Source organism: Pseudomonas sp. GM_Psu_1, from assembly GCF_026544185.1.
GTDB lineage: Bacteria > Pseudomonadota > Gammaproteobacteria > Pseudomonadales > Pseudomonadaceae > Chryseomonas > Chryseomonas oryzihabitans.
Genome location: NZ_JALNUX010000013.1, coordinates 25,985 through 38,425, shown reverse-complemented (window position 1 = coordinate 38,425; position 12,441 = coordinate 25,985). Strand labels below are relative to the sequence as shown.

The 12,441-nt window shown below is 68.6% G+C and carries 15 protein-coding genes; 14 read left to right on the top strand and 1 reads right to left on the bottom strand.

Annotated elements, in window-relative coordinates:
• Positions 1 to 77: 77 nt before the first annotated feature.
• The 13 genes from OXS31_RS19225 to OXS31_RS19165 all read left to right on the top strand — a co-directional run bounded on the left by OXS31_RS19225 (position 78) and on the right by OXS31_RS19165 (position 10,554).
• Positions 78 to 2,318 carry a DNA internalization-related competence protein ComEC/Rec2 gene (locus tag OXS31_RS19225; RefSeq protein ID WP_267401405.1) on the top strand — a complete coding sequence of 747 codons (2,241 nt, stop codon included), beginning with the start codon at positions 78 to 80 and terminating at the stop codon, positions 2,316 to 2,318.
• 191 nt (positions 2,319 to 2,509) lie between these two features.
• The gene (locus OXS31_RS19220) at positions 2,510 to 3,145 is read left to right on the top strand and encodes a MotA/TolQ/ExbB proton channel family protein (RefSeq protein WP_007162403.1); all 636 of its coding nucleotides are present in this window, start codon (positions 2,510 to 2,512) and stop codon (positions 3,143 to 3,145) included.
• Positions 3,142 to 3,582, top strand: coding sequence for a biopolymer transporter ExbD (locus tag OXS31_RS19215; protein WP_007162404.1), 441 nt, complete (start codon positions 3,142 to 3,144; stop codon positions 3,580 to 3,582). The genes OXS31_RS19220 and OXS31_RS19215 overlap by 4 nt, the downstream gene beginning before the upstream one ends.
• Positions 3,579 to 4,586, top strand: coding sequence for a tetraacyldisaccharide 4'-kinase (gene lpxK, locus OXS31_RS19210; RefSeq protein WP_267401404.1), 1,008 nt, complete (start codon positions 3,579 to 3,581; stop codon positions 4,584 to 4,586). Before OXS31_RS19215 ends, lpxK begins: the two co-directional genes overlap by 4 nt.
• 14 nt (positions 4,587 to 4,600) lie before the next feature.
• Entirely contained in the window at positions 4,601 to 4,786 is a 186-nt protein-coding gene (locus OXS31_RS19205) for a Trm112 family protein (RefSeq protein WP_007162406.1), read from the top strand.
• The gene (gene kdsB, locus OXS31_RS19200; protein WP_044343183.1) at positions 4,783 to 5,547 is read left to right on the top strand and encodes a 3-deoxy-manno-octulosonate cytidylyltransferase; all 765 of its coding nucleotides are present in this window, start codon (positions 4,783 to 4,785) and stop codon (positions 5,545 to 5,547) included. The genes OXS31_RS19205 and kdsB overlap by 4 nt, the downstream gene beginning before the upstream one ends.
• Positions 5,548 to 6,021, top strand: a complete 474-nt coding sequence (locus OXS31_RS19195; RefSeq protein ID WP_267401400.1) for a low molecular weight protein-tyrosine-phosphatase — start codon at positions 5,548 to 5,550, stop codon at positions 6,019 to 6,021. It begins immediately after the preceding gene.
• A complete protein-coding gene (murB, locus tag OXS31_RS19190; RefSeq protein ID WP_267401398.1) occupies positions 6,011 to 7,033 on the top strand; it encodes a UDP-N-acetylmuramate dehydrogenase in 1,023 nt (340 codons plus the stop codon). The genes OXS31_RS19195 and murB overlap by 11 nt, the downstream gene beginning before the upstream one ends.
• A complete protein-coding gene (petA, locus tag OXS31_RS19185; RefSeq protein ID WP_267401397.1) occupies positions 7,030 to 7,602 on the top strand; it encodes a ubiquinol-cytochrome c reductase iron-sulfur subunit in 573 nt (190 codons plus the stop codon). The genes murB and petA overlap by 4 nt, the downstream gene beginning before the upstream one ends.
• Positions 7,599 to 8,792: a cytochrome bc complex cytochrome b subunit gene (locus OXS31_RS19180; protein ID WP_267401396.1), complete on the top strand. Its 1,194-nt coding sequence runs from the start codon at positions 7,599 to 7,601 to the stop codon at positions 8,790 to 8,792. Before petA ends, OXS31_RS19180 begins: the two co-directional genes overlap by 4 nt.
• Entirely contained in the window at positions 8,789 to 9,451 is a 663-nt protein-coding gene (locus OXS31_RS19175; protein ID WP_267401395.1) for a cytochrome c1, read from the top strand. The genes OXS31_RS19180 and OXS31_RS19175 overlap by 4 nt, the downstream gene beginning before the upstream one ends.
• Before the next feature lie 72 nt (positions 9,452 to 9,523).
• The gene (locus OXS31_RS19170; RefSeq protein ID WP_027598348.1) at positions 9,524 to 10,138 is read left to right on the top strand and encodes a glutathione S-transferase N-terminal domain-containing protein; all 615 of its coding nucleotides are present in this window, start codon (positions 9,524 to 9,526) and stop codon (positions 10,136 to 10,138) included.
• A gap of 11 nt (positions 10,139 to 10,149) precedes the next feature.
• Complete coding sequence (locus OXS31_RS19165) at positions 10,150 to 10,554, top strand: ClpXP protease specificity-enhancing factor (protein ID WP_007162414.1); 405 nt, start codon at positions 10,150 to 10,152, stop codon at positions 10,552 to 10,554.
• Between the two features lie 94 nt (positions 10,555 to 10,648).
• Here the strand turns inward: OXS31_RS19165 and suhB are convergent, their stop codons facing one another.
• Entirely contained in the window at positions 10,649 to 11,464 is an 816-nt protein-coding gene (gene suhB, locus OXS31_RS19160) for an inositol-phosphate phosphatase (protein WP_027598347.1), read from the bottom strand.
• 140 nt (positions 11,465 to 11,604) lie between these two features.
• On the opposite strand from suhB, the gene trmJ reads away from it, so the two are divergent.
• On the top strand, positions 11,605 to 12,393 hold the full coding sequence (gene trmJ, locus OXS31_RS19155) for a tRNA (cytosine(32)/uridine(32)-2'-O)-methyltransferase TrmJ (RefSeq protein WP_027598346.1): 789 nt from the start codon (positions 11,605 to 11,607) through the stop codon (positions 12,391 to 12,393).
• The last annotated feature ends 48 nt before the right edge of the window (positions 12,394 to 12,441 follow it).

Below are 12,441 nucleotides of genomic sequence, written 5' to 3'. Positions count from 1 at the left end.
CCCCTGGTCCTGTGGTGTCCAAACTGCTCTAATCCGCGCTTCTGAAGCCCTTTCGGCTCTCCATGGATGGAGTCCTGATGCGCGCCGCTCTGCTGTCCTTTGCCCTGGGCGTGCTGCTCCTGCGCGCCTTCGCCACGCTGCCGTCGCTACCGCTGCTGGCGGCCCTCGCGGCCGTGGCCCTGGTGCTGCTGTTCACCCGCCTCCTGGCGCTCGGTGCCCTCGGGCTGGGTCTGGCCTGGGCGCTGCTCAATGGCCACTGGGCGCTGGACGATCGCCTGGATCCGGCGCTGGAACAGCGGGTGCTGTGGATCGACGGCCAGATCAGCGGGCTGCCCACGGTGGACGCCGATTCGGTGAGTTTCGTGCTCGCCGGGGCGACCAGCCGCCGCGCGTTTGAGCTGCCGGCGCGGATCCGCCTGAGCTGGCACGGCGGGCCGCGCCCGCTGGCCGGCGAACGCTGGCGCCTGGCCGCGGAATTGCGCGGCCCCGCCGGTCTGGTCAACCCCCTCGGCCAGGATCGCGAAGCCTGGCTGCTGGCCCAAGGCATAGGCGCCACCGGCAGCGTCAAGGATGGCCAGCGCCTGGCCGCCGCCAGTGGCCTGGCGACCTGGCGCGACGGCATCCGGCAATACCTGCAGAGGCGCGATCCGGCCGGGCAGGGCGGGCTGCTCGCCGCCCTGGTGGTGGGCGACGGCTCGGGCATCACCGATGCCCAGTGGCAGCTGTTCCAGGACACCGGCACCGTGCACCTGATGGTCATCTCCGGGCAGCACATCGGCCTGATCGCCCTGGGCGTCTACGCCGGAGTGGTCCTCCTGGCACGGCATGGCTTCTGGCCGCGCCGGCTGCCCTGGCGCCTGTCCGCGGCGGTGCTGACCATCGCCACTGCGCTGGGCTACGGACTGCTGGCCGGCTTCGAGGTGCCGGTGCAGCGGGCCTGCGTCATGGTCACCCTGGGCCTGGTCTGGCAACTCGGGCGCCAGCAGGTGCGGCTGGCGGATGCCGTGCTGCTGGCCTTGGTACTGGTGCTGGCCGCCAATCCGCTGGTCAGTCTGCTGCCTGGATTCTGGCTGTCCTTTGGCGCCGTACTGTTGCTGCTGTGGAGCTTTGCTGGCCGCCTGGGCCGCCTGCCCTGGTGGCTCACCCTCGGACGCGCCCAGTGGTGCATGGCCGTGGGCCTGGCGCCGCTGCTGCTGGCGCTGGGCCTGCCCTTGAGTCTGAGCGGCCCGCTGGCCAATGCCCTGGCCGTGCCGCTGATGGACCTGGCCATCGTGCCCCTGGCCCTGGCGGGGACGCTGCTGTCCCTGCTCTGGTCGCCGCTGGGAACTCCGGCCTTGCTGCTGGCGGGTGGCCTGCTGCAGGGACTGCTTTGGCTGCTGGGCGGCTTGGCGCACCTGGGGGCGGCCTGGCAACCGGTATTGGCACCGACTTGGGCGCTATGGCTGGCGGGGCTGGGCGCGCTGCTGGCCCTGCTGCCCGCGGGGGTGCCGCTGCGAGTCTTCGGCGCGCTGCTGATGCTGCCGGGGCTGTTTCCCCCGCCACCGCTACCCGCGGAGGGCCTGGCACGGATCACCGTGCTGGACGTGGGGCAGGGCCTGGCGGTGCTGGTGCGCACCCGTGACCATGCACTGCTCTATGATGCCGGTCCGCGCCAGGGCAGCTACGACAGCGGCGCCCGGGTCGTCCTGCCCAACCTGAAGGCCTTCGGCATCGGCAGCCTGGACGTCATGCTGCTCAGTCATGCCGATGCCGACCACGCCGGTGGTGCGCCGGCCGTGGCCAGGGGACTGCCGCCAGGACAGGTGCTCAGTGGCGAGGCGGGACGCCTCACGCCGGAACTGCACGCCCGGGACTGCACGGATGGGGCCGAGTGGCGCTGGAACGAGGTCGCCTTCACCACCTGGTGGCACCCCGCGGCGGATTCCAACGCGTCCTCCTGCGTGCTCAGCGTCGTGGCCAGGGGCGAGCGCCTGCTGCTGACCGGCGACATCGACGCCCGCCGTGAAGCCGAACTGCTGGCCAGCGGTGTGCCCGTGGCGGCGGAATGGCTGGTCGCGCCGCACCACGGCAGTCGCAGCGGCTCCAGCGCCGCCTTCATCGACGCCGTCCAGCCACGTGGCGTGCTCATCTCCCGAGGGCTGAACAATCGCTATGGCCATCCCCATCCCCAGGTACTGGCGCGCTATCGCGAGCGCGGCGTGCTGCCCTACGACACCGTCGAGCGGGGCGCCCTGAGCTGGACCCTGGGTCGCTGGGAAGTACCACGCGGGCAACGCCAGGTGCGGCATTGGTGGCGGATAAGCCCGCCGACACCCTGATAGCCTATTCAAAGGCTGCTGCGCGTCGGCCAAACCGCGTTGAAAAGACCTTCGGAATGCTCATTTACCATTCGTAAACTCCGCTTCCTCAGGTCTTGTCGCCTTGTTTGTCTCTAGCTCGCGAGCCCTTGAACAGGCTCTCCGGCGTTCGTGCTAGAGTGGCCGCATTTTGCGGCAGGGGTAACGGTCTCGTGTTCGAAATGGTCAAAGCGGGCGGCTGGATGATGCTGCCGATCATTCTCAGTTCCATCCTGGCCACGGCCATCATCGCCGAGCGGCTGTGGACCCTCAGGCGCAGCCGGGTCGCACCGCCGACGCTGCTCGCCCAGGTCTGGCGCTGGATCCAGGACAAGCAGCTCAATGCCGAGCGGCTGCGCGAATTGCGCGCCGGCTCGCCCCTGGGCGACATCCTCGCCGCGGGCCTGGCCAATTCCCGCCACGGCCGCGACATCATGAAGGAAGCCATCGAGGAAGCCGGTAGCCGCGTGGTGCACGACCTCGAGCGCTACCTCAACACCCTCGGCAGCATCGCCGCCCTGGCGCCCCTGATGGGTCTGCTGGGTACGGTGTTCGGCATGATCGACATCTTCAGCGCCTTCATGAACGACGGCATGGCCAATGCGCCCATCCTCGCCGGTGGCATCTCCAAGGCCCTGGTCACCACCGCCACCGGCCTGCTGGTGGCGATTCCCGCGGTGTTCTTCCATCGCTACCTGCTGCGCCGGGTCGATGAGCTGGTGGTGGGCATGGAGCAGGAAGCGGTCAAGCTGGTGGACATCCTTCACGGCGATCGCGAGGTGGACGTCCGCGAAGGAGCCCCGGCGTGAAATTCCGTCGCCGCGCCGGGGGCGCCGCTCGCGAAGAGGTCTATATCAACCTGGCGTCCTTCATCGACGTCATCTTCGTCCTGCTGCTGTTCTTCGTGGTGACCGCGACCTTCAGCAAGCCCAGCCAGCTGAAGATCGAACTGCCCGAGGCCGATAGCGCCGCCGCGGCCGCCAACCAGGGCAAGATCCTGGAAATCAGCATCACCGCCGAAGGCCAGATGGCGCTCAACGGCCAGACCCTGGCGCGCAACGACCTGACCGGCCTGACCACCGCGCTGCAGCGGGAATCCGGCGGCGACAACAGCCTGCCGCTGGTGATCACCGCCGATGGCCGCGCCACCCACCAGGCGGTGGTCATGGCCATGGACGCCGCCGGCAAGCTGGGTTTCAGCCAGTTGCGCATCACCACCCTCGAGGCCCAGGCGAAACGGCCGTGAGCCTGGGCGAGCGCCTGGTCCGCGCCTGGTACCAGGGGCATCCGGCCCTGGGCCTGCTGGCGCCGCTCGAAGTCCTCTATCGCCGGGTCGCCCGGCGCAAGCGCCAGCGTTTCCTGGCGGGGCAGGGCAGCATCCATCGCGCGCCGGTACCGGTCATCGTGGTGGGCAATCTCACCGTGGGCGGTACCGGCAAGACGCCCATGATCCTCTGGCTGATCGGCCACCTGCGCGCCCGTGGGCTCAAGGTCGGGGTGGTCAGCCGCGGCTATGGCGCCACGCCGCCGAGTCTGCCCTGGCGGGTCCGGGCCAGCGACACCGCCGCCGTCGCCGGCGACGAGCCGCTGCTGATCGTGCAGCGCACCGGGGTGGCGCTGGTGACGGATCCCGACCGCGGTCGCGCCGTCGAACGCCTGCTCGCCGAAGAATCGCTCGACGTCATCCTTAGCGACGACGGCCTGCAGCACTATCGCCTGGCCCGCGACCTGGAGCTGGTGATGGTCGATGCGGCGCGCGGCTTCGGCAACGGTCGCTGCCTGCCGGCAGGCCCCCTGCGCGAACCCCTGGAGCGCCTGGCCGAGGTGGACGCCGTGATCCACAACGGCGCCGCAGTCGATCCGGCCGACGGCTTCGGCCTGACCCTGCAGCCCAGTGCCCTGGTCAATCTGCGCAGCGGCGAGACGCGACCGCTGGATTTCTTTCCGCCGGGGCAGCGCCTGCACGCCCTGGCCGGCATCGGCAACCCCGGGCGTTTCTTCGCCACCCTCGAAGGACTACACTGGCAGCCGTTGCCCCATGCCTTCGCCGATCACGCCACCTACAGCGCCGCGGACCTGACTTTCACCCCCGCGCTGCCGCTGGTGATGACCGAGAAGGACGCGGTCAAGTGCCGGTCCTTCGCCGCCGCCGACTGGTGGTACCTGGCGGTGGACGCCCAGCCCTCGGCCGCCTTCGTCGCCTGGCTGGACGGGCGTCTCGACCGACTCCTGCCCGAACACTCTCACTGACGGAACCTCTGCCCATGGATCTCAAGCTGCTGGACATCCTTGCCTGCCCCCTGACCAAGAGCCCGCTGATCTTGAGCGACGACAAGACCGAGCTCATCAGCAAGGCCGCCGGCCTGGCCTTCCCGATTCGCGACGGCATCCCGGTGATGCTGGAAAGCGAGGCGCGCATCATCACCACGGACGAGCGTCTGGATAAATGAGCACCGCCTTCACCGTCGTCATTCCGGCGCGACTGGCCAGCACCCGGCTGCCCAACAAGCCGCTGCTCGACATCGCCGGCAAGCCGATGATCCAGCACGTCTGGGAGCAGGCCCGCCGCAGCGGCGCCGAGCAGGTGGTGGTGGCGACCGACCACGACGACATCCTGCGTGCCTGCGAAGGCTTTGGCGCCCGGGTCCTGCTGACCCGCGCCGACCATGCCTCGGGCACCGATCGCCTGGCCGAGGTGGCCGAGCTGCTCGGCCTGGCCAGCGACGCCCTGGTGGTCAACGTCCAGGGCGACGAGCCGCTGATTCCGCCGGCGGTGATCGACCAGGTGGCGGCCAACCTCGCCGCCCATCCCGAAGCCGGGGTAGCCACCCTGGCTGAGCCGATCAGTGACGTCGATAGCCTGTTCAATCCCAATGTGGTCAAGGTGAGCACCGACGTGAACGGCCTGGCACTGACCTTCAGCCGAGCACCGCTGCCTTGGGCGCGCAACGCCTTCGCCAGCGATCGCGCGCAGCTGCCCCAGGGCTTTCCCTATCGTCGCCACATCGGCATCTACGCCTACCGCGCCGGCTTCCTTGCCGATTTCGTCAGCTGGGGTCCCTGCGCCCTGGAAGAGACCGAAGCCCTGGAGCAATTGCGCGCCCTCTGGCACGGCGTGCGCATCCATGTCGCCGATGCCCTGGAAGCGCCCCAGGCCGGCGTGGATACCCTGGAAGATCTCGAACGCGTCCGTCGCCTGCTGGGAGCCTAGATGACCCTGCGCATCCTGTTCGTCTGCATGGGCAACATCTGCCGCTCGCCCACCGCCGAAGGCATCCTCAGGGCCAAGCTGGACGCCGCGGGCCTTGCCGAGGCGGTGGAGCTGGACTCGGCCGGCACCGGTGACTGGCATGTCGGCAAGGCACCGGATGCCCGGGCCATCCAGGCCGCGGCCGGTCGCGGCTATGACATCGGCGACCTGCGCGCGCGCCAGGTCGCTGAGGACGATTTCCAGCGCTTCGATCTGATCCTGGCCATGGACCAGGACAACCTCGCCTGGCTGGAGCAGCTGCGTCCGGGTGCGGGCGCGGTGCCCGAACTCTTCCTGGCGCGCCAGGGCCTGGCGGTGGACGAGGTGCCCGATCCCTATTACGGCGGTGCAGCCGGCTTCGAGCGGGTCCTCGACCTGCTGGAAAGCGCCTGCGATGGCCTGGTCGCCGAGGTGGCTGCCCGTCATGGTTGCTGAGCTGCAACAGCAGGTCCCGCTGCAGGGCCTCAATACCTTTGGCCTGGTGGCAGAAGCCGACCGCTATCTGGAAGCCGCCAGTGACGTCGAGGTCCGCGCGGCCCTGGCGCTGGCCCGGCAACTGGGCGTGCCCCTGCGGGTGCTGGGCGGTGGCAGCAACCTGGTCCTGCCCGAACGGGTCGAGGGCCTGGTGCTGCGGCTGACCTCGCGCGGCATCCGTCTGCTGGCGGAGGAGGGCGATGCCCTGCTGGTGGAAGCCGAAGCCGGCGAGCCCTGGCACCCCTTCGTCATGGCCACCCTGGCCAATGGCTGGTACGGCCTGGAAAATCTCAGCCTGATCCCGGGCACCGTGGGCGCCTCGCCGATCCAGAACATCGGCGCCTATGGCGTCGAATTGAAGGACAGATGTGCGGGCGTCACGGCGCTCGACCGCCACAGCGGCGAACTCCATGACCTCAGTCCGGCCGATTGCGCCTTCGCCTACCGCGAGAGTCGCTTCAAGGCCGAGGCTGGTCGCTGGATCGTGCTGCGGGTGCGCTTCCACCTCAGTCGTAAGCCGCAGCTGGTGCTGGACTACGGCCCGGTGCGCCAGGCCCTGACCGAGGCGGGCGTCACGCAGCCAACCCCCGAGGCCGTCAGCGCGGCCATCTGCAGCATCCGCCAGAGCAAACTGCCCGACCCGGCGGTGCTGGGCAATGCCGGCAGCTTCTTCAAGAATCCGGTGGTGACCGCTGCCGAAGCCGCCGCGCTGCAGGGCCGCTATCCAGGTCTGCCGACCTATCCGCAGGCCGATGGCAGCGTCAAGCTGGCCGCCGGCTGGCTGATCGACCAGGCCGGCTGGCGCGGTCATCGCGATGGCGCCGTGGGGGTGCATGCCGCCCAGGCGCTGGTGCTGGTCAACTTCGGCGGCGCCCGCAGTCGCGACGTCCTGGCCCTGGCCGAGCGCATCCGCGCCTCGGTGCGCGAGCGCTTCGGCGTGACGCTGGAGATGGAGCCGGGAAGCCTGACGTGACCGACGACGCCCCCGATACCCAACGCCGCCGCCTGCTGATCGCCACCACCTCCGCCGTCGGCGGCCTGGGACTGGTGGCGGGTAGCGTGCCCTTCGTCTGCGCCCTGCGGCCCAGTCGTTCGGCGGAGGTGGCGGCGGCGCCGGTCGAGGTGGATCTCAAAACCCTGCGCGAAGGCGAGCAACTCACGGTGCAGTGGCGCGGCCAGCCAGTCTGCGTGCTGCGCCGCAGTGCGGCCGACCAGGCCCGGCTGTTGGCCGACCAGGCCGGCCTCGCCGACCCGGATTCCCGGGAATCCAGCCAGCCACCCTATGTCGATCCACGGCTGAGATCGCGGCGGCCGGACATCTTCGTGGTCACCGCTATCTGCACCCACCTGGGCTGTATTCCCTCCCTGGACACCGCAACGACGAACCAAGGCTATCTCTGTCCCTGCCATGGCTCCCATTTCGATCTCGCTGGGCGGGTCTATCGCGACCAGCCGGCACCCCTGAATCTGGCCGTGCCTCCCTATCACTTCAAAGGCGAGAGCCTGCTGGTGATCGGCAGCGACGGGGAGGGCGTGGCATGAGGGACAGGGAGCCCGGCTGGCTGGAGCGACGGCTGCCGATCGGCGCCTTCTGGCGCCGGCACCTCAGCGACTACCGGGTGCCGCGCAACCTCAACGTCTTCTATCTGTTCGGCTCGCTGCTGCTCTTCATCTTGGCGCTGCAGGTGCTGACCGGACTCTGGCTGCTGTTCGGCTATGAGCCCACCGTGAAGGGTGCCTTCGCCTCGGTCCAGCTGTTCATGCGCGAGGTGCCCTTCGGCTGGCTGATCCGCTATCTGCACGCGGTGGGCGCCTCGGCGCTGTTCGTCTGCCTCTATCTGCACATGCTGCGCGGCCTGCTCTATGGCTCCTATCGCGCGCCACGGGAGCTGGTCTGGAGCTTTGGCGTGCTGCTCTATCTGCTGCTGCTGGCCCAGGCTTTCTTCGGCTATCTGCTGCCCTGGGGACAACTTTCCTACTGGGGCGCCCAGGTGTCCCTCAGTGCCGTCGAGGCCGTGCCCCTGATCGGCCCGACCCTGGCCGACCTGCTGCGCGGCGGGATAGTGCTGTCCGATGCCAGCCTGCGCCGCTTCCAGGCCCTGCACGTGGTCGGGCTGCCACTGCTGATCCTTGCGCTGGTGAGCCTGCACGTCGTCGCCCTGCGCCAGACCGGCTCGAACAATCCCGAGGGTGACGAGCGCGATGTCAGCGGTGCCGCCGGGGTGCCTTTCCATCCCTATCTGACGCTCAAGGACCTCTGCGGCCTGGCGGTCTTCCTGCTGGTCTTTCTCGCCGTGGTGCTGCTGGCGCCTGACCTGGGCGGTCTGGTGCTGGAACCGGCCAACCAGCAACCGGCCGATCCGCTGGTGACTCCCGCACATATCGCGCCGCCCTGGTACCTGGCACCCTTCTATGCGCTGCTGCGCGCGGTGCCGAGCAAGGCCGGCGGTCTCGGCCTGGCGGCCCTGGCCATCGCCCTGCTGTTCGTGCTGCCCTGGCTGGATCGCAGTCCGGTCCGCTCGGTCCGCCACAAGGCCTGGCCGGCGCGACTGGGGCTGTACCTGGCCTGCCTGGCCTTTGTCGCCCTGGGCGTGCTGGGCGTAGTCGCCCTGACCGATGGGCGCCTGCTGCTGGCGCGTCTGGCGGCGGGTGTCTATTTCATCGGCCTGCTGGGCATGCCCTGGTACAGCAGGCTGGGTCGTCCGCGTACGCCAGCGGAGTCCCGGTCATGAGTCGCGTTCTGCTGCTGGTCCTGCTGCTGGGCAGTGGTCTGGCCATGGGCACCGAAGGCGATCCCCGGGCCGGTGCCATCAGCTTCGGCCGCTATTGCCTGGCCTGCCATGGCCAGGAGTACCAGCGCTTCGACCGGGTCGCCGCCGATCTTCACCTCGACCTCGCCAGCTGGGCGCCCGGGCGCACCCCCAGCGCGCCCATGCTCGGGCTGCTCAAGCCCGAGGACGCCCGGCGTGCCTTTGGCAGCGTGCCGCCGGATCTCACCCTGATCGCCGCGGTGCGCGGCGAGGCCTGGCTGCGCGCCTTTCTGCAGGAATTCTATGTGGCGCCCGGGCGGCCGCTCGGGGTCGACAACCTCAGGGCACCCGGCACGCGCATGCCCGACGTCCTGGCTGCCCTGCGCGGCCGCCAGGTGCGCGACTGCAGCGCGGGACGTTGCGTGCTGCGCCTGGAACCCGGCAGCGGCGCCCAGACGTCCGAGCAGTTCGCGCGCACCGTCGACGATCTGGTCGCCTACCTCGGTTATTCCGCCGCGCCCGAGCGCAGCCTGGCCTGGCGCCTCGCGCCCTGGGTGCTGGGCTATCTGCTGCTGTTCGCCGTCCTGGCCTTCTGGCTCAAGCGCGAATTCTGGCGGCGATTGCCCGACAGTGAGCGATGAGACTAGGTGGCGGGCGGCAAGGTGCGAGATAATCCCTCCTTTGCAGCTTCGCCCCCAACGGGGGAGGGACCCATGGGCGCCATAACCCGCCTGACCTGTTTCCATGATCCCGAGGATCACTACAGCCATCGGATCCGTCTGATCCTGGCGGAAAAGAACGTCGAGTGCGAGCTGATCGCCGTGCGCCGGGGCGAGTGTCCGCGGCAGCTGGCCGAGCACAATCCCTATGGCACCGTGCCGACGCTGATGGATCGCGACCTGGTGCTCTATGGCACCGAGGTGCTCATGGAGTACCTCGAGGAACGCTATCCGCATCCGCCGCTGCTGCCGGCCTATCCGGTCACCCGTGGCCAGTCGCGACTGCTGATGCACCGCATCGGCCGTGACTGGTGCAGCCTGGTGGACGCCATCCTGCAGGCCGCGCCGGGCGCCGACCTCGCCACCGCGCGCAAGGAATTACGGGAGAGCCTGACCGGCGTGGCGCCGATCTTCGCGGAAAAACCCTTTTTCCTGAGCGACGACTTTTCCCTGGTGGACTGTTGCCTGCTCCCCCTCCTGTGGCGCCTGCCGCGCCTGGGCGTCGAATTGCCCCGGGCCGCCAAGCCGCTACAGGACTACATGGATCGCATGTTCGCGCGCGACAGTTTCCGATCCAGTCTTTCGGTCACCGAGCGTGAGATGCGCTAGAGGAGAACCCCATGAATTCCAGTCGCCCCTACCTGGTCCGCGCGCTCTACGAGTGGATCGTGGACAACGACTGCACGCCCCATCTGCTGGTCAATGCCGACTACGCCGAGGTGCGCGTGCCGCCGGGCTATGCCAACGACGGCCAGATCGTGCTGAACGCCTCGCCCAGTGCCGTGCGCGACCTGCACATGGACAACGAGGCGGTGAGCTTCAATGGCCGCTTCGGCGGCGTGGCCTACAACCTCTACGTCCCGATCGGCGCCATCCTGGCCATCTATGCCCGGGAGAACGGCCAGGGCATGGTCTTCGACAGCGAGCCCAGCCCGCCGGATGACCAGGGTCCCGACACTGGCGGCAGCAAGCCCGAGGCGCCCAAGCCGGCACCGGCGCGGCCGAGTCTGAAAGTGGTCAAGTAAGCCCTGCCGGCCTGCCGCGAAGTCTCTTTGCGGCAGGCAAGAAAAAGCCCCTGTCGGCATGGCCGGCAGGGGCTTTTTCGTAAGCCAGGCGGACTCAGCGCTTGAGCGAGGCCGGCAGGTGCGGCTGGATCTGGGTCAGCAGGCCGCGGAAGCACTTGGGGTTGCCGGCGACGATGTGGCCCTTCTCGAGGAAGTCGTGGCCACCGTTGAAGTCACCGATCAGGCCACCGGCTTCCTGCACCAGCAGGGCGCCTGCGGCCATGTCCCACTCCGACAGCCCCATTTCCCAGAAGGCGTCGAAACGACCGGCGGCGACATAGGCCAGGTCCAGGGCGGCGGAGCCGGCACGGCGGATGCCGGCGGTCTGACCGATCAGGCTGCGGAACATGCCCAGGTAGTTGTCCAGGTGGTCGACGTCATTGGCACGGAAGGGGAAGCCGGTACCCAGCAGGGCGCCTTCCAAGCTGCGCCGGTTGGTGACGCGGATGCGGCGACCGTTCAGGGCGGCACCACGGCCACGGCTGGCGGTGAATTCTTCCTGACGCACCGGATCCAGGACCACGGCGTGCTCCAGGCGGCCCTTGTACTTGCAGGCGATGCTCACCGAGAAGTGCGGGACGCCACGGAGGAAGTTGGTGGTGCCGTCCAGCGGGTCGACGATCCAGACGTAGTCGGCGCCTTCGCCTTCGCCCGCCAGGTAGCCGGATTCCTCACCGTAGAAACCGTGGGTGGGGTAGGCCTTGCGCAGGGTGGCGAGGATGGTCTGCTCGGCGGCCCGGTCGACTTCGGAGACGAAGTCGTTGGCGCCTTTTTCGTCGACGGCGATCACGTCCAGGCGCTCAATCGAACGGAAAATCAGTTCACCGGCGCTGCGGGCCGCGCGCAGTGCGATGTTCAGCATGGGCTGCATGGATAAATCACCTGGGTTGTATAAGGAAAGCCGGCAATGATAGCAGACTTCGCGGCGCTGGAAGGGGTATTCGTGGCAAGCGGGCGCGTGTGGGCGTAGTATACGGCGCCGACTTCCCGCGTCCGCTCGAGGATAGCCACGTGCTGAACAACATCCGCGTCGTTCTGGTCAATACCAGCCATCCCGGCAACATCGGCGGTGCCGCCCGGGCAATGAAGAACATGGGCTTGTCGCGCCTCTATCTGGTCGATCCCGAGGACTTTCCCAGCGGCGAGGCCAATGCCCGCGCCTCCGGGGCCAACGACGTGCTCGACGCCGCCATCGTCGTCGACACCCTGGAAGAGGCCCTGACCGGCTGCAGTCTTGTGCTGGGCACCAGCGCCCGCGATCGCCGCATCCCCTGGCCGCTGCTGGATCCGCGCGAATGCGCCACCACCTCCCTGGCCCAGGTGGAGCAGGGTGGCGAGGTAGCCCTGGTGTTCGGTCGCGAATACGCCGGCCTCACCAACGAGGAGCTGCAGCGCTGCCACTACCATGTGCACATCCCCTCGGACCCGGCCTTCGGCTCGCTCAACCTCGCCGCAGCGGTCCAGGTGCTGGTGTACGAGGTGCGCATGGCCTGGCTCGCGGCGCAGAACCAGCCGACCAAGATGAACAAGGTCGAGGCCACCGCCATGCTCAACACCCAGCCGGTGACGGTGGAGGAGCTGGAGCTCTATTACGAGCACCTGGAGCAGACCCTGGTGGAGATCGGCTTCCTCGATCCGGCCAAGCCGCGTCACCTAATGAGTCGCCTCCGCCGCCTCTATGGCCGGGCCGGCATCAGCAAGCTGGAGATGAACATCCTGCGCGGCATTCTCACCGAAACCCAGAAGGCCGCCCGGGGCGAATCTCATCCGCGGACTATCCCCCCGATAGATAATGCCTGAGTGATTTGGTCGGTTTTAAAGTTGACCTTTTTTGTCGGGAATCCGATA